The sequence below is a fragment of the Candidatus Methylopumilus universalis genome, assembly GCF_006365315.1.
Lineage (GTDB): Bacteria > Pseudomonadota > Gammaproteobacteria > Burkholderiales > Methylophilaceae > Methylopumilus > Methylopumilus universalis.
In genome coordinates, this window is sequence record NZ_CP040968.1 from 48,207 (window position 1) to 64,362 (window position 16,156).

General features: G+C 40.2%; 15 protein-coding genes and 3 tRNA genes. 14 read left to right on the plus strand and 4 right to left on the minus strand.

The annotated features are described in order from the left end of the window. Positions 1-11 precede the first annotated feature (11 nt). Positions 12-377: an iron-sulfur cluster insertion protein ErpA gene (gene erpA, locus FIT79_RS00230; RefSeq protein WP_046486655.1), complete on the plus strand. Its 366-nt coding sequence runs from the start codon at positions 12-14 to the stop codon at positions 375-377. A 2-nt stretch (positions 378-379) separates the two neighbouring features. Here the strand turns inward: erpA and gltA are convergent, their stop codons facing one another. Both gltA and FIT79_RS00240 read right to left on the minus strand, forming a co-directional pair. After that, positions 380-1,666: a citrate synthase gene (gene gltA, locus FIT79_RS00235; RefSeq protein WP_139875280.1), complete on the minus strand. Its 1,287-nt coding sequence runs from the start codon at positions 1,664-1,666 to the stop codon at positions 380-382. A gap of 66 nt (positions 1,667-1,732) precedes the next feature. Continuing rightward, a complete protein-coding gene (locus tag FIT79_RS00240; RefSeq protein WP_139875281.1) occupies positions 1,733-2,830 on the minus strand; it encodes an anhydro-N-acetylmuramic acid kinase in 1,098 nt (365 codons plus the stop codon). A 108-nt stretch (positions 2,831-2,938) separates the two neighbouring features. Between FIT79_RS00240 and tyrS the strand changes: the two genes are divergently transcribed. The 8 genes from tyrS (at position 2,939) to pnp (ending at position 12,660) form a co-directional block, all read left to right on the plus strand. Next, the gene (gene tyrS, locus FIT79_RS00245; RefSeq protein ID WP_139875282.1) at positions 2,939-4,138 is read left to right on the plus strand and encodes a tyrosine--tRNA ligase; all 1,200 of its coding nucleotides are present in this window, start codon (positions 2,939-2,941) and stop codon (positions 4,136-4,138) included. 146 nt (positions 4,139-4,284) lie between these two features. Further along, positions 4,285-4,725, plus strand: coding sequence for a ribosome maturation factor RimP (rimP, locus tag FIT79_RS00250; RefSeq protein ID WP_139869909.1), 441 nt, complete (start codon positions 4,285-4,287; stop codon positions 4,723-4,725). A 22-nt stretch (positions 4,726-4,747) separates the two neighbouring features. After that, entirely contained in the window at positions 4,748-6,214 is a 1,467-nt protein-coding gene (gene nusA / locus FIT79_RS00255; RefSeq protein WP_139866625.1) for a transcription termination factor NusA, read from the plus strand. A 39-nt stretch (positions 6,215-6,253) separates the two neighbouring features. Next, positions 6,254-8,755 (plus strand): translation initiation factor IF-2, encoded by a 2,502-nt coding sequence (gene infB / locus FIT79_RS00260; protein WP_139866627.1) that lies wholly within the window; start codon positions 6,254-6,256, stop codon positions 8,753-8,755. 2 nt (positions 8,756-8,757) lie between these two features. Then, a complete protein-coding gene (gene rbfA / locus FIT79_RS00265) occupies positions 8,758-9,105 on the plus strand; it encodes a 30S ribosome-binding factor RbfA (protein ID WP_317615392.1) in 348 nt (115 codons plus the stop codon). Between the two features lie 9 nt (positions 9,106-9,114). Beyond that, on the plus strand, positions 9,115-10,017 hold the full coding sequence (gene truB / locus FIT79_RS00270; protein ID WP_139870920.1) for a tRNA pseudouridine(55) synthase TruB: 903 nt from the start codon (positions 9,115-9,117) through the stop codon (positions 10,015-10,017). Between the two features lie 67 nt (positions 10,018-10,084). Beyond that, positions 10,085-10,354, plus strand: coding sequence for a 30S ribosomal protein S15 (gene rpsO, locus FIT79_RS00275; RefSeq protein ID WP_046486665.1), 270 nt, complete (start codon positions 10,085-10,087; stop codon positions 10,352-10,354). A 176-nt stretch (positions 10,355-10,530) separates the two neighbouring features. Then, positions 10,531-12,660 (plus strand): polyribonucleotide nucleotidyltransferase, encoded by a 2,130-nt coding sequence (gene pnp, locus FIT79_RS00280; protein ID WP_028818164.1) that lies wholly within the window; start codon positions 10,531-10,533, stop codon positions 12,658-12,660. Between the two features lie 67 nt (positions 12,661-12,727). On the opposite strand, the gene dksA is transcribed toward pnp, so the two are convergent. Together dksA and folD are read right to left on the minus strand one after the other, a co-directional pair. Further along, positions 12,728-13,090 (minus strand): RNA polymerase-binding protein DksA, encoded by a 363-nt coding sequence (dksA, locus tag FIT79_RS00285; RefSeq protein ID WP_049814329.1) that lies wholly within the window; start codon positions 13,088-13,090, stop codon positions 12,728-12,730. A 499-nt stretch (positions 13,091-13,589) separates the two neighbouring features. After that, positions 13,590-14,444: a bifunctional methylenetetrahydrofolate dehydrogenase/methenyltetrahydrofolate cyclohydrolase FolD gene (gene folD / locus FIT79_RS00295; protein ID WP_139875283.1), complete on the minus strand. Its 855-nt coding sequence runs from the start codon at positions 14,442-14,444 to the stop codon at positions 13,590-13,592. A gap of 136 nt (positions 14,445-14,580) precedes the next feature. Here folD and FIT79_RS00300 point away from each other — a divergent pair, with 136 nt between their 5' ends. From FIT79_RS00300 to FIT79_RS00320, 5 genes are all read left to right on the plus strand, one after another. Further along, entirely contained in the window at positions 14,581-14,877 is a 297-nt protein-coding gene (locus FIT79_RS00300) for an EF-hand domain-containing protein (RefSeq protein ID WP_189340241.1), read from the plus strand. Between the two features lie 74 nt (positions 14,878-14,951). Then, positions 14,952-15,028 (plus strand) — tRNA-Pro (locus tag FIT79_RS00305). Positions 15,029-15,091: 63 nt separating this feature from the next. Further along, a tRNA-Arg gene (locus tag FIT79_RS00310) sits at positions 15,092-15,168 on the plus strand. Positions 15,169-15,183: 15 nt separating this feature from the next. Continuing rightward, a tRNA-His gene (locus FIT79_RS00315) sits at positions 15,184-15,259 on the plus strand. A 75-nt stretch (positions 15,260-15,334) separates the two neighbouring features. Beyond that, positions 15,335-16,081, plus strand: a complete 747-nt coding sequence (locus FIT79_RS00320; protein ID WP_139872306.1) for a HesA/MoeB/ThiF family protein — start codon at positions 15,335-15,337, stop codon at positions 16,079-16,081. The last annotated feature ends 75 nt before the right edge of the window (positions 16,082-16,156 follow it).

Consider the following 16,156-nt stretch of genomic DNA (forward strand, 5'->3'; position numbering starts at 1 on the left):
GAGTCAATAATATGAATCAAATCGTTGAATCAAAAGAAATGGAAATGCCGACCCCACTTATTTTTACAGATAATGCTGTAAAAAAGGTGAAGGCATTGATTGAAGAAGAGGGCCAGCCAGAGCTGAAGCTTCGTGTATTCGTAAGCGGTGGCGGATGTTCAGGATTTCAATATGGATTTACATTTGAAGAAACTACAAATGAAGATGATACGCAAGTCACAAAAGATTCAGTGACTTTGCTCATTGATCCTATGAGTTTGCAATATTTAATGGGTGCTGAAATCGACTATCAAGACAGTGTTCAAGGCTCACAATTCGTTATTAAGAATCCAAACGCACAAACAACATGCGGTTGCGGTTCTTCCTTCTCAGCTTAAAACTACTTACTCTTAGGAACGTCGCGCCGAGCTTTACCTGTGTAAACTTGGCGTGGTCTGCCAATTTTATTGCCAGGCTGCCCTAACATTTCATTCCATTGAGCGACCCAGCCTGCTGTTCTTGCAAGGGCAAATACGGCAGTAAACATCGAATTAGGAATACCCATAGCTCGCATCACAATGCCAGAATAAAAATCCACATTCGGATAAAGTTTTTTCTCAATGAAGTATTCATCCTCAAGTGCAATTTGTTCTAACTTCATTGCAAGCTTGAAAATAGGATCATCTTTTAAACCAAGTTCATTTAGCACTTCATGGCAGGTTTTGCGCATGATTTCTGCACGAGGATCTTTGTTGCGATAAATGCGATGGCCAAACCCCATCATACGGAATGAGTCATCTTTATCTTTTGCACGTTTGATGAATGCACCAATACGACTTTCATCCTCAATTTCTTCGAGCATTTTCAAAGTAGCTTCATTTGCGCCACCGTGCGCTGGACCCCAAAGAGATGCAATACCTGCAGCGATACATGCGAAAGGATTAGCCCCTGAAGAGCCCGCGAGTCTCACTGTGGAAGTTGATGCATTTTGTTCATGGTCTGCATGAAGAATTAAAATGCGCTCAAACGCTTTAGCAAGTACTGGGTTAATTTTGTATTCTTCACATGGCGTTGCAAACATCATGTGCATAAAATTCTCTGCATAACTTAAATGATTTTGCGGGTAGGTAAATGGTTGTCCTGAACGATATTTGAAACTCCATGCTGCTATCGTAGGAACCTTTGCTAATAATTGGTGCGCTGCAATTAAACGATGCTTGGCGTCTGAGACATCCATACTATCATTATAGAATGCAGACATAGAACCTACGACGCCGACCATGACTGCCATAGGATGCGCATCACGTCTAAACCCACGAAAAATATTATTGAGTTGATCGTGGAGCATTGTATGGCGTGTAATGGTGGTCGAAAATGTTTCTTTTTCTTGAGGCTTTGGCAATTCACCGTGCAACAAGAGATAAGCCACATCTAAAAAATCATAATGTTCTGCAAGTTGTTCAATAGGATAACCACGATAAAGAAGAAGGCCTTTTTCGCCATCAATAAAAGTGATTTCAGAGCTACACGAAGCCGTCGACATAAAACCAGGGTCATAACTAAATACTTGATGAGTCCCTAATTGACGAATATCAATCGCATCGTTACCCATAGTACTTTTTACCAAAGGCAATTCTATGGATGTTGATTCTTGATCGAAGTTTAATATGACTTTAGTTGATTTCATTTTTGAAAAATAAAATTAATTATTAATGAATTATAACTTCTCAGAACACTTTTGCTAGCGCTATCTTTATGTGGGATAAAGTGCACCTAAAATGCGCAAGCCTTTAGCGCCAGTAACTTGAGGTAAGTTACCTGGTTTTGAAAACAGTGTTTGTTTCGCAAGCCATGCAAATGCCGCGGCCTCTACATGTTGAGTCGATAGGCCAAGAGTATCCGTGAGTTGAATTTTTACTTGAGGCATTAATGACTTTAATCGCTCAACTAAGAAACTATTTAAAGCACCACCGCCACAGAGATAAATTTCTGAGATATTTGCGTTATGTGTTTTTATGGCGTTTGAAATACTCAATGCGGTTAGTTCTAATAGCGTTCTTTGGATATCTTGAATGGAATAAGATTTTTGTAAGTGTTTATTGAGCCAAGCTTCATTAAAGTGATCACGACCTGTGCTTTTAGGCGCATTTTTTTCAAAGTAAGTATCATTAAAAAATGCATCAAGGAGCGTTTGAATAAGCTGACCTTCCCTTGCCCAAGAACCATCTTCATCAAATGCTTTATGCAGATGCGTTTGACTCCAGTGATCTAATAAAATATTGCCAGGCCCACTATCAAAGCCTGATGTGGAAGTTTCGGGATTTAATATGGTGATATTCGCAATCCCACCGATATTTACAATCGCGCGATGAATCGTTGGGTGCGAAAAAATTTCTTTATGAAATGCGGGTACTAAGGGAGCGCCTTGTCCCCCTGCTGCAATATCTCGGCTTCGAAAATCCGCAATCACATTGATATGGCAAAGCTCAGCTAAGAGCGCAGGATTTCCAATTTGCAAGGTGAAGCCTTTTTGTGGCTGATGGCGAATGGTTTGTCCATGAAACCCAATCGCTTTGATATCTTTGGATGAAGTACCTGTTTTTTTAAGCAAAGCTTCAATAGCTTGATAGGCTTTTTGGCTCACTATATTGCCTGCAATGAGGCTATCTTCGAGCTCATTGGTATATGGCAAATGAAGCCCTAGAAGGCTTTTTTTCAATGTATCTTCGTAGGCGACATAACTATGACCCATCATTTTGATGTCTTGAGGTGAGTCACCAAAACTAACAAGCACAGCATCCATCCCATCAAGGCTGGTGCCAGACATAAGACCTATAAATAATTCATTCATGTGTAGGATTGTAAATGGTTTATTTCCGCTATTTTCCATATTGGTAAAATAATTTAGGCTAAAATGATGGCAATCATTAAACTTCAATAAAACCATTCGGAAATATTTGTGGCTACTGAAATCAATCAAGCGTTAGCACTCATTAAACGAGGCGCCGAAGAAATTCTTCTAGAAGAAGAGCTTCTCGAAAAACTTAAAAAAGGTCAGCCTTTAAGAGTGAAGGCGGGCTTTGATCCTACAGCCCCTGATCTTCATTTAGGCCATACCGTTTTATTAAATAAACTCAGACAATTTCAGGACTTAGGCCATCACATTTTATTTTTAATTGGCGACTTCACGGGCATGATTGGTGACCCGACAGGCAAAAGTGCAACACGCCCTCCTTTGTCTCAAGATGAAGTGAAAAAAAATGCTGAGAGCTATGCTGAGCAAGTTTTTAAAATATTAAAGCGCGATCAAACCGAGGTCGTTTTTAATTCAGAGTGGCTGACTGATTTAGGCGCAGCCGGCATGCTCAAATTAGCTGCAAGTCATACCGTTGCTCGTATGTTAGAGCGCGATGATTTTAGTAAGCGATATAAAAACAATCAACCTATTGCTATCCATGAGTTTCTTTACCCTCTTCTTCAGGGCTATGACTCTGTCGCATTGAAAGCAGACGTGGAGTTAGGCGGTACTGATCAAAAATTTAATTTATTAATGGGGCGGGAGTTACAAAAGCAATCAGGTCAATCCCCTCAGTGTGTGATTACCATGCCCCTTCTCGAAGGCTTGGATGGCGTTCAAAAAATGTCTAAATCGCTGGGTAACTACATCGGGATTAATGAAGCGCCTGAAATAATTTTCGCAAAAATTATGTCCATTTCAGATGAATTAATGTGGCGATATATAGAGCTACTTTCTTTTGCATCAATGGATGAGATTGCTGGATGGAAAGCGAATGTCAAGGCGGGCCAAAATCCTCGCGATATTAAAGTCACTTTTGCTCAAGAAATTGTAGCGCGCTTTCATTCAAAAGAGGCGGCTATTGAGGCCTTAGAAAATTTCCAGACACGCTCTAAAGGAGGCATTCCAGACAATGTCCCTGAGGTAAATATTACGATTCAAGCAGATACGATTGGCATTTTGCAGCTTCTTAAAGAGGCCTTGCTTGTGGCGAGTACATCAGAAGCTATGCGCCTCATCGAGGGCGGCGGTATCAAAATTGACGGAGAGCGTCTTGAAGATGGTAAAAAAATGATTTCTAAAAATAGTGAATTTGTGGCCCAGGTGGGCAAGCGAAAATTCGCGAAGATTAAAGTTCTTTAATGTGATGGATCATATTGATTTTGAATGAAGTTTTGATTTCAATTATCTGAATTTATTGATATAATTCGGCATGAAAATATTGATGGGCTTTAAGCCCATTTTTTGTTTCTGCAACTTGGGGAATTTTAGGAAATCAGCCTTGTAAGATGGAAAAGCTTGAAACATTAATTGAAAAAACCGTTCAGCAGCTCGGCTATGAATTGGTAGATTTGGAGATTTCAAATCGAGGAAAGCTTTTGCGTGTTTATATTGATAAGCCTGATTCAGTGACGATTGATGATTGCACTTTAGTGAGCAACCATTTAGGTCACGTTCTTACCGTAGAGCAGGATTTAGATTACGACCGACTAGAGGTGTCATCCCCTGGTATGGATCGCGTGTTAAAGAAATTAGCTGATTTTGAACGCTTTAAAGGTGAGCGAGCTTCTGTGAAACTTAGAATGCCTTTGGATGCGCGTAAAAATTTTTTAGGCACGATTGATGGAACAGAAAAAGATACTGTTCTTTTATTGTGCGAGGGTGAGCTCTATCGCTTCGCTTTATCCAATATTGATAAAGCTCGATTGAGCCCAGAATTTAAACGTTAGAAAATGAGTTGCGGAGATTGAAATGAGTCGCGAGATTTTATTGTTAGTAGATGCTTTAGCCCATGAAAAAAATGTGAACAAAGATGTGGTCTTTGAGGCGCTTGAATCAGCCTTGGCTTCAGCTACAAAGAAAAAAAATACAGAAGATATTGATGTGCGCGTAGAAATCGATCGTGACACAGGCGAATATAAATCTTTTAGACGTTGGACGTTTTTAAATGATGAGCTCATTGAAAATGAAGATGCTCAAATTTCTCTTTTAGATCCTCGCGCTGAAGGCAAAGCTGAAAACGATACGATTGAAGTTCCTCTCGAATCGATTGAGTTTGGACGAATCGGTGCACAAGCTGCAAAACAAGTCATCTTGCAAAAAGTACGCGAAGCGGAAAGAGAACAAATTTTAGAAGATTTCTTAGGTCGCAATGAAAAATTAGTGACTGGTGTGATCAAACGTATGGATCGAGGTAATGGCATCATTGAAGTGGGTCGTATTGAAGCGGTACTTCCTCGCGATCAAATGATTCCTAAAGAAAATTTACGTATCGGCGACCGTGTGAGAGCTTATCTGACAAGCGTTGAAAGAAGTCATCGCGGACCACAGCTTATTTTATCTAGAACAGCACCTGAATTTCTTGTGCGTTTATTTGAACTTGAAGTGCCAGAAATTGAAGAGGGATTATTAGAAATCAAATCTGCATCTCGTGATCCAGGATTGCGTTCAAAAATTGCTGTGAAAGCAAACGATCAAAGAATTGATCCAGTAGGCACTTGTGTGGGCATGCGAGGATCAAGAGTTCAAGCAGTGACAGGCGAGCTTGCAGGAGAGCGAGTGGATATTGTTTTATGGTCCATGGAGCCAGCACAGTTTGTCATCAATGCGATGGCGCCGGCTGAAGTCTCAAGTATTGTGGTTGATGAAGAAAAACACAGTATGGATGTTGTGGTGAATGAAGAAAATTTAGCGCAAGCGATTGGGCGAAATGGACAAAACGTTCGTCTTGCGTCTGAGCTCACAGGTTGGAATATCAATATTCTGACAGAAGAAGAATCTTCTAAGAAAAATGAAGAAGAATATGCAAGTACGAGCCAATTATTTATGGCGAAACTTGATGTGGATGAAGATGTGGCTGACATTCTTGTGCAAGAAGGATTTAGCACGCTAGAAGAAATTGCTTATGTGCCATTACAAGAGATGGTGGAGATTGAAGCATTCGACGAAGACACAGTGAATGAACTTCGTTCGCGCGCGAGAGCGGCGCTTCTCACTGAAGCGATTGCTAAAGAAGAAAAAGTTGAAGAGGCGGCAGAAGACCTTCTCACGATGGAAGGCATGGATGACGCGACGGCTAACCTTCTGGCTTCAAAAGGTATTTCGAAAATGGAAGATCTTGCAGATCTTGCTGTAGATGAATTGGTTGAAATGACTTCAATGGATGAAGAGCGTGCGAAACAGTTAATCATGACTGCTAGAGCGCCTTGGTTTGTTTAAAGGCACATTCACCCTACGATGAATATTATGAGGTACTAAATGGGACAATCAACTGTCACTAAATTTGCTGAAGAATTAGGTTTGCCTGTTGATTTATTAATCGAACAGCTTAAAAGTGCTGGCGTCAATAAATCAGTAGCAGAAGATTCATTAAGTGAAATAGATAAATCAGCGCTTCTCGAATATCTTCGTAAAGAGCATGGCCAAACTCAAGTGCCAAAAAATAAAATCACTTTAACGCACAAACAAAATAAAGAGATTAAAAAAACGGATAGCACAGGACGTGCTCGCACCATTCAAGTTGAAGTTCGCAAAAAACGTGTTCTCGTCAGACGAGAAGATGGGCAACCTGTCGATACACCAACTATTGTGGAATCTGCACCCGTTGAGACAGTCGCTAAAGCTCCAACAAGAACACACGTGCTTGGTGAGGAACAGTTATCAATTAGAGAAGATGAAGCTAAGCGACATGCAGCACTTGCAGCAGCTCAAGCCGATGATATTAGAAAAAAACAAGAAGCAGTTGCGAAAGCGAATGAGGCCCCGGCAGCTAAATTAAGTGAAGGCACACTTCATCGCCCCGCTTCTAAAGCAGGGGTTAAAGTTGAGACCAAAGAAAAGCAAGTAGATAAGAGTGAAAAAGATTGGTCCGATCGTGAATTTAAAAAACGTACGCTTAAAGGCCGTGGTGACTCCAGCGCTTCCTCAGGATGGCGCTCACCTAAATCAAAATCAAAATCTCGCGAAGAGAATGAAGAATCAACTTTTGTAGCGCCTACTGAACCGATTATTCGAGACATTCATGTGCCGGAAACGATTTCGGTTGCTGACTTAGCACATAAGATGTCAGTGAAAGCCACTGAAGTCATTAAAGTACTTATGAATATGGGCATGATGGTGACCATTAATCAAATTTTAGATCAAGACACTGGAATGATTGTAGTAGGTGAAATGGGACACACTCCCGTTGCAGCCTTAGATAACGATCCTGACGCGCTGATCGAGCAAGATTCAAACATAGAAGCTATATTCGAAACACGTCCGCCAGTGGTCACTGTCATGGGTCACGTGGATCACGGTAAAACATCATTGCTTGATTATATTAGAACGACACGTGTGGCTTCTGGTGAAGCAGGCGGCATTACACAACATATAGGTGCGTACCATGTAGAAACACCCCGCGGTATGGTGACCTTTTTAGATACACCAGGCCATGAGGCTTTCACTGCAATGCGGGCTCGCGGCGCTAAGGCTACCGACATTGTGATTCTAGTGGTAGCAGCAGATGACGGCGTGATGCCACAAACCATTGAAGCAATTCATCATGCAAAAGCAGGCAATGTGCCTCTAGTGGTTGCAATCAATAAAATTGATAAACCTGAAGCCGCGCCTGAGCGCGTAAAAATGGAACTTGTAGCGCAAGAAGTGGTGCCCGAAGATTTTGGTGGTGACACTATGTTTGTGGAAGTTTCAGCAAAATCAGGACAAGGTATCGATAAACTTCTTGAATCAGTGCTTCTTCAAGCTGAAGTGCTTGAATTAAAAGCACCTAAAAATACGCCTGCCAAAGGTATTGTCATTGAAGGCCGTTTAGATAAAGGTCGAGGCCCTGTAGCAACGATTCTTATTCAGTCAGGTACATTAAAACGTGGCGATACATTGTTAGCGGGATCAGCTTTTGGCCGTATTCGTGCGATGCTTGATGAGACGGGTAAAGAAATTAAAGAAGCAGGACCTTCTATCCCTGTTGAAGTATTAGGTTTAGCAGATGTGCCGAATGCAGGGGAAGAAGTCGTTGTGCTAAATGATGAGCGCAAAGCCCGTGAAATTGCTCTATTCCGTCAAGGTAAATTTAGAGATGTGAAGTTAGCAAAACAACAAGCTGCAAAACTTGCAAATATATTTGATCAAATGGCTGAGGGTAACGTAAAAGTTTTACCGCTCATTATTAAATCTGATGTTCAAGGTTCTTACGAAGCGTTATCTACATCATTACAAAAATTATCTACTGACGAAGTTAAAGTAAATGTCATTCACATGGGTGTGGGTGCAGTGACTGAATCTGACGTGAACTTAGCGAGTGCATCGAAAGCCATTCTCATTGCATTTAATGTAAGAGCGGAAGCAGGTGCCCGTAAATTAATAGATTCACTTGAAGTCGATGTGCACTATTACAGTATTATTTACGAAGCTGTCGATCAAGTGAAAGCGGCCCTTGGCGGATTGTTATCGCCGGAGCAAAAAGAAAGCGTCATCGGCATGGTTGAAATTCGTGAAGTATTTAAAATTTCTAAACTGGGCTCTATTGCCGGTTGTTATGTTCAAGATGGTGTGATTCGAAGAAGCTCAATGGTGCGTGTCTTAAGAGATAATGTCGTGATTCATTCGGGCGAACTTGATTCATTAAAACGCTTCAAAGACGATGTCAAAGAAGTTAAAAATAATTTTGAGTGCGGACTCTCTATTAAAAACTTTAATGAAATTGAAGTGGGCGATATGCTCGAAGTATTTGAAGTTGTTGAGATCGCGCGTAAACTTTAACCATGGTGAATCGCTCTTATGCGAGAAGTGATCGCATTTCAGAACAAATCAAGCGCGAACTCGCAGAGCTTATTCAGTCAGAATTAAAAGATCCTGCAGTGGGAATGTTGACTATTACTGAAGTGCAAGTTACCCCTGATTTACTCCACGCTAAAATATATTTTACTTCCCCTACTAATGATCCTTTAATCATGCAAGGCCTCGATCGCTCGACAGGTTATTTACGTGCGCAATTATCAAAACGGATGGCAACACGCGGCATTCCACAACTTCATTTTGTGTATGATACGTCGATTGATGAGGGGATGAAGATTTCACAGCTCATCAAAGACGCACTGCCTCCTCAGTAATTTATTTCCATGCAAAAGAAGTCCACGAAGCGCGAGATTGATGGCGTTTTTTTACTTAATAAGCCACTTGGATTTTCATCCAATCAAGCCTTAAAAAAAATTCAATGGTTATTGAACGCAAAAAAAGCAGGACACACAGGCACGCTTGATCCTATGGCCTCAGGGCTGCTCCCTATTTGCTTAGGTGAGGCTACAAAATTTTCACATCGCCTTCTTAATGCTAATAAAACTTATATCGCTACAGTTCAATTAGGTGTGACAACTACGACAGGCGATCAAGAAGGAGAAGTGATTTCAAAAAAAGAAGCTGTCTTCAATGAAGCTCAATTAAAAGAAACACTGCAAAAATTTATAGGTGATATTACACAAATACCCCCGATGTATTCTGCATTGAAATTCGAAGGCAGACCTCTCTACGAGTATGCAAGGCAAGGTATTGAAATTGAGCGCAAATCTCGACAAATTACCATTTATGACATCGGGCTTATGGAATTTCAAGGCAGCGTCATGACGATTGAGGTTTCTTGCAGCAAGGGCACTTACATTCGAACTTTGGCAGAAGATATAGGGCACGCACTTGGATGTGGTGCCCATTTAAAAGGTTTGGAACGCACCCAAACGGCCAATTTTCAATTGACAGAGGCTCTGACGATTGAAGCACTTGAAGCTATGGACTCGATATCTCGAGAAAAAGTACTTTTGCCCATAGACGCTCTATTAGAAGGCCTACCATCGATTGAACTAACTTCAGCTGAAACAGAATTGATTAAAAAAGGGCAAAGCATTGATTTTATAAGTAAAAATGAAGAAGAGTTACGTTTATACAGCGTTTCAGGCCAGTTTGTAGGAGTGGGTCAGCCCGACCTTCAAGGACGTCTTTTTCCTAAGCGCTTAATCGCAAATATATTATAAAAAACATATTGTTAAATCAAAAGAATACAATTAAAATACGCGGTTCTGAATGAGGAGAGAAGATTAAATGGCATCAACAGCAGCAGAAAGAGCCAAAGTTGTAAGTGAATATCAACAGGCAAAGAACGATACAGGATCCCCAGAAGTGCAAGTTGCACTTATCACAAGTCGTATTGGTTATTTAACAGACCATTTCAAAACCAATGCAAAAGACCATCACTCACGTCGTGGACTTTTAGCGCTTGTAAGTCAACGTAGAAAATTATTAGATTACCTTAAAGGTAAGAGTTTAGGCCGTTATCAATCATTGATTGAACGCCTTGGTTTACGTAAATAATTTTTTAACTATTTAAATTAATTAGTTTAAGAGATTTATTGATTCGTAAGTTTTGAAGCCGATTGCAATCCTTCTTTAAAGGAAGATGCGTCGGCTTTTTTATTGGATGTTAAATGTTAGTTAATGTATTCGTTATTAAGAAGTGAATAGCGGATGAAAAAAGAAAAGGGTAAATTATGTTTAAAGCAATTAAGAAAAGTATTCAATTTGGTGCACACACCTTAACACTGGAAACAGGTGAAATAGCAAGACAAGCTGATGGCGCAGTATTAGTAAGTTATGGCGATACAGCGGTATTAGTGACAGTTGTAGGAAGACACGATGTAAAAGAAGGCCAAGATTTTTTTCCACTCACAGTTGATTATCAAGAAAAAACATATGCTGCAGGTAAAATTCCTGGCGGTTTTTTCAAACGAGAAGCACGCCCAAGCGAAAAAGAGACACTAACCTCACGTCTAATTGATCGTCCATTACGTCCTTTATTTCCAGAAAGTTTTTACAACGAAATTCAAATCGTAGCGATGGTAGTGTCATCTGACAGTGAAATTGATTCTGATATTCCAGCAATTATTGGTGCTTCAGCTGCATTAGCTATTTCCGGCATTCCTTTCTATGGACCTATTGGTGCTGCGCGCGTCGGATATATTAACGAAGAGTATGTGACGAATCCAACAGCATCACAATTAAAAGAAAGTGAGCTCGATCTTGTGGTTGCGGCAACAGATTCGGCTGTATTGATGGTGGAATCAGAAGCAAAGGAATTACCTGAAAGCGTAATGTTAGGCGCTGTGCTTCATGGTCATAAAGAAATGCAAGCTGTGATTAAAATGATTAATGAACTAGCTAAAGAAGTTGGCAAAGAGCCATGGGATTGGGTTGCTCCTGAGCCTGATAAAGCTCTCATTAAAAAGATTCATGATTTAGCGGCAAAGGATGTGCATGCTGCATTTCAAATTAAATCAAAAGGCGAACGCTCAGCTAAGTTAGATGAAATTAAAAATAAAGTATTCGCAAAGCTTATTACTGAAGATACAGATACTGCTGAAACTAATAAAATTAAAAATGAATTTTTTAATTTAGAAGCAAAAACAGTGCGCACACAAATTTTAGATGGAGAGCCACGCATTGATGGACGCGATACTCGCACAGTCAGACCGATTGCAATTAGATCAAGCGTTCTTCCAAGAACTCATGGTTCAGCACTTTTCACGCGTGGTGAAACACAAGCGCTTGTAGTTGCTACATTAGGTACAGGTCGCGATGAGCAAACTATTGATGCACTTCAAGGTGAGTATTCAGATCGCTTCATGCTTCATTACAATATGCCTCCTTACGCAACAGGCGAAACAGGACGTGTAGGCACACCTAAGCGTCGTGAAATTGGTCATGGTCGATTAGCTAAGCGTGCATTGATTGCAGTACTGCCTTCTAAAGAAGATTTTAGTTATACGATGCGTGTCGTTTCTGAAATTACAGAATCAAATGGATCAAGCTCTATGGCATCTGTATGTGGCGGTTGTTTAGCATTGATGGACGCAGGTGTCCCAATCAAAGCCCACGTAGCAGGCATTGCGATGGGTCTTATCAAAGAAGGTAATCGTGTTGCTGTTCTTACAGATATCTTAGGTGACGAAGATCACTTGGGTGATATGGACTTTAAAGTAGCGGGTACTGAAGACGGTATTACAGCTCTTCAAATGGATATTAAAATTACAGGTATCACAACTGAAATTATGCAAGTTGCATTAAGCCAAGCAAAAGAAGGACGTGAGCATATTTTGGCGATCATGAAAAAAGAAATGAAAGGCAGCCGTCAAGAGCTATCTACATTTGCACCAAGAATTATTACTGTGAAAATTCATCCAGATAAAATTCGTGAAGTGATCGGTAAAGGTGGATCAGTGATTAAAGCCTTGACAGAAGAAACAGGTGCTACGATTGATATCGAAGATGATGGCACTATTAAGATTGCTTGTGTGGATGGTCTTCAAGGCGAAGAAGCAAAGCGCCGTATTTTAGAAATCACAGCAGAAATTGAAGTAGGTCAAATCTATGAAGGCACTGTGATTAAGATGTTAGATTTTGGCGCAATTGTATCTCTTCTTCCTGGTAAAGATGGTTTGCTTCACATTTCACAAATTGCACATCAACGTGTGAATGCAGTGACTGACTTCTTGTCTGAAGGACAAAAAGTTAAAGTGCAAGTGATTGAAGTGGATGATAAAGGCCGTGTTCGCGTAAGTGCTAAAGCACTGATTGAGCCGCCGCCTGCTGAAGAAAAAGCAGAAAGTAAGAAAGAAGACTAATTTGTTTTAGATAGATTTAAGACAATAAAAAACCCGGGATTCCCGGGTTTTTTATTTTAACAAATCATTATCCCGCCATTTGTTTTTCGCGGATTTCATCAAGCGTTTTGCAATCAATGCAAAGTGTTGCGGTAGGACGTGCTTCTAAACGTTTTAAACCGATTTCTTCACCACAGCCTGCGCAGTATCCATAATCTTGGCTTTCGATATTTCTTAAAGTCTCATCTATTTTTTTGATAAGTTTGCGTTCACGATCACGATTTCTAAGTTCAAGCGCCATATCAGATTCTTGGCTTGCGCGATCATTAGGATCTGCATGTGAAGTCAGTTCATCTTGCATCGTGTGCACAGTGCGATCGATATCCTGGCTTAATTCCGCTTTCCATTCATTAAGAATCGAGCGGAAATGATTAAGCTGGCTTTTGCTCATGTAGCCTTCACCTTTTTTAGCTTCATAAGATCTAAATTGTTTTAGGCCTTTTTGAGGTGAGCCTTTAACTTTAAGCGGGACAATTTTTGCAGGGGTAGGCTTCTTAGCTACAACCATTTTAGGCGCTGGTTTTTTATTCACTACGACTTTTTTAGCTAAAACCTTTTTCGGTGCCGGCTTTTTCTTAGCAACGACTTTTTTAGGCGCTGGTTTTTTCTTAGCCACTACTTTTTTAATTGGAGCTTTTTTCTTGGCTACAACTTTTTTAGCTATAACCTTTTTCGGTGCCGGCTTTTTCTTAGCAACGACTTTTTTAGGCGCTGGTTTTTTCTTAGCCACTACTTTTTTAATTGGAGCTTTTTTCCTAGCTACAACTTTTTTAGCTACTTTTTTAACTGCCATTTTTTAATCCTAAAGTAAAAACAAATGAAAATAATCGCGAAAGTTTACACTGATCGACTATGAAAGCAAGATGTAATTGACCTATTTTTACGACTATTTATTGGGTAGATAGCTTTTGTGCGAGAAGCGTATTTTCCATTAATGTTGCAACCGTCATAGGACCTACCCCCCCTGGTACAGGGGTGATAAAACCGGCCCTTGTTTTGGCGATATCAAATTCAATGTCACCTACAATCTTTCCACTCTCAAGCCTGTTAATGCCAATATCAATGACAATTGCCCCAGGTTTAATCCAACTTCCCTTAATCATGCCTGGAATACCAACCGCAGCTATAACGATGTCTGCCAATTCAATTTTTTGTTGGAGATGTTGGGTATAGCGATGACATATAGTGACAGTACAGCCTGCTAACAGAAGCTCTAAGCCCATAGGGCGACCTACATGATTGGATGCACCCACGACGATTGCATCAAGTCCTCGGGTTGAAAGCTGGGTGGCTTCAATAAGTTTCATGACACCGTATGGAGTACAAGATCTTAATTGGGGCTGCCTTATTGCTAAAAGACCAATATTCTTAGGATGAAATCCATCGACATCTTTATGTGGTGAAATAGTCTCAAAAATGACGTCATTATTAATATGAGCAGGCAAAGGCGACTGAACTAAGATGCCGTCGATATTGGCGTCATTATTTAATGTTTCAATAAGCGTTATAAGTTCTTTTTCAGATGTTTCATTAGGTAAATCATAAGCAATCGATTTCACACCTATTTTTTCACAGGCCAACCGTTTATTTTTGACATAGATGGACGACGCAGGATCAGAACCTACAAGAATGACCGCTAAGCTCGGATTTTGAATACCTTCTTTTGATCTCACGCCAATTTCTTTTTTGAGATCTTGAAGAAGATTTTCAGCAACCGATTTTCCATCAATTATCTTGGCTGTCATGGATTGATCAATGAATAAAAGACATCATTTTAACATATTGAATTTTTAACTATATCCATACTGGTTGAATCTTTTGTAAGAAGAGGTATCGAAGAGTATGATTAATATAAATTATTTTTTAAAGGAGCTTAAGGCTATGAAGAAAAGTGTCTGGTTAATTTCACTGGGATTAATTTTTGGTTTAAATACACCTATTTTTGCAGCACATGATGGTGCGGGCGAACATTGTAAAATGCATACAAAAAAATCATTTGAAGAAGCGGATATTGATCGTGATGGAACGCTTGATCGTGAAGAAGCAAAGGTTGTTTGCAAAGAAGATTTCGATCTTATGGATAAAGACCGTGATGGCACATTGTCCAAAGAAGAACTTAATGCATGTAAGGGTAAAAAAGGTAAATCAGGCCATAAAAAAGCCGCTAAACCAGCGTAAATAGAAGAAATCATGAGGGCTAAGATGGCCGCTTCATTTGACCTACGCCCTTAATTAGGCTATATTCTCGGCCTCGGGGTGTAGCGTAGCCTGGTAGCGCGCCTGCTTTGGGAGCAGGATGTCGGGAGTTCGAATCTCTCCACCCCGACCAGATTTAGCATCTTACTTTTTATAGAAAAAAAGGATTTTCTGTAACACGCTTTGTGTTGTTAAGCTGCCCGTAGCTCAACTGGATAGAGCACCAACCTTCTAAGTTGGGGGTTACAGGTTCAATTCCTGTCGGGCAGGCCAATTTTTAGTTCATTGGTGGCTGTAGCTCAGTTGGTAGAGTCCAGGATTGTGATTCCTGTTGTCGTGGGTTCGAGCCCCATCAGCCACCCCAGTTTTTTAAATGCATTGAATCAACAGTTAATAGACGATATAGTCATTTCAACTTTAATTAATGTTTAATGCATGCATGGACGATCAGCAACTTCTTCGATATAGCCGTCATATCTTATTGCCTGATATTGAGTATCAGGGGCAAGAAAAACTTCTTCATAGTCATATTCTTATTGTAGGTGCAGGTGGTTTAGGCGCACCTATTGCAATCTATTGCGCAGCTGCTGGCGTTGGAAAAATGACCATATGTGATTTTGACGATGTAGATTTAAGTAACTTACAAAGACAAATCATTCATGACACACAATCAGTCGGTGTGAATAAAGCCTCTTCCGCAAAACAGTTTATTCAATTACTTAATCCAGATGTAGAAGTTATTGCAGTGACAGAAAAACAAACTGAAGCAAGTATGAAAGTCATTGCAAAAGATGTGGATGTCATTATTGATGGCTCAGATAATTTTGCGACAAGGTATGCGCTTAATCGAATTGCAGTGGAGTTAAAAAAGCCTTTAGTTTCCGGTGCTGCTGTAGGATTTGAGGGCCAGATTAGCGTCTTTGATATGAGACATGATAAGAGCCCTTGTTATCACTGTTTATTTCCAGATACAGGCGATCGCAATGAAACACGCTGTGCTGACAATGGTGTTTTTTCGCCTACAGTAGGCATGATTGGAACTGCTCAAGCTGCTGAAGTAATGAAAATTATTTTAGGTATAGGCGAGTCTTTAGAAGGTCGCTTACTATTGCTTGATGTGAAATCCATGCAATGGAAAAATATCCAACTTAAAAAAGACCCATCCTGCACCGTATGTTCTAAGTGATTTTTTATGGCAGACATCTGCCATGAGGCCTGATATCACTTATCCCTATGTTAAAATGAATCTTTAACAAATCCT

What these genes read in the sequence shown, in the direction of transcription:
- rbfA (WP_317615392.1), top strand. Translation starts at nt 8,758, where the DNA reads ATGGTGAATCGCTCTTATGCGAGAAGTGATCGCATTTCAGAACAAATC.
- nusA (WP_139866625.1), top strand. Translation starts at nt 4,748, where the DNA reads ATGAGTCGCGAGATTTTATTGTTAGTAGATGCTTTAGCCCATGAAAAA.
- rimP (WP_139869909.1), top strand. Translation starts at nt 4,285, where the DNA reads ATGGAAAAGCTTGAAACATTAATTGAAAAAACCGTTCAGCAGCTCGGC.
- FIT79_RS00320 (WP_139872306.1), top strand. Translation starts at nt 15,335, where the DNA reads ATGGACGATCAGCAACTTCTTCGATATAGCCGTCATATCTTATTGCCT.
- rpsO (WP_046486665.1), top strand. Translation starts at nt 10,085, where the DNA reads ATGGCATCAACAGCAGCAGAAAGAGCCAAAGTTGTAAGTGAATATCAA.
- erpA (WP_046486655.1), top strand. Translation starts at nt 12, where the DNA reads ATGAATCAAATCGTTGAATCAAAAGAAATGGAAATGCCGACCCCACTT.
- infB (WP_139866627.1), top strand. Translation starts at nt 6,254, where the DNA reads ATGGGACAATCAACTGTCACTAAATTTGCTGAAGAATTAGGTTTGCCT.
- pnp (WP_028818164.1), top strand. Translation starts at nt 10,531, where the DNA reads ATGTTTAAAGCAATTAAGAAAAGTATTCAATTTGGTGCACACACCTTA.
- dksA (WP_049814329.1), bottom strand. Translation starts at nt 13,090, where the DNA reads ATGAGCAAAAGCCAGCTTAATCATTTCCGCTCGATTCTTAATGAATGG.
- folD (WP_139875283.1), bottom strand. Translation starts at nt 14,444, where the DNA reads ATGACAGCCAAGATAATTGATGGAAAATCGGTTGCTGAAAATCTTCTT.
- gltA (WP_139875280.1), bottom strand. Translation starts at nt 1,666, where the DNA reads ATGAAATCAACTAAAGTCATATTAAACTTCGATCAAGAATCAACATCC.
- FIT79_RS00240 (WP_139875281.1), bottom strand. Translation starts at nt 2,830, where the DNA reads ATGAATGAATTATTTATAGGTCTTATGTCTGGCACCAGCCTTGATGGG.
- FIT79_RS00300 (WP_189340241.1), top strand. Translation starts at nt 14,581, where the DNA reads ATGAAGAAAAGTGTCTGGTTAATTTCACTGGGATTAATTTTTGGTTTA.
- truB (WP_139870920.1), top strand. Translation starts at nt 9,115, where the DNA reads ATGCAAAAGAAGTCCACGAAGCGCGAGATTGATGGCGTTTTTTTACTT.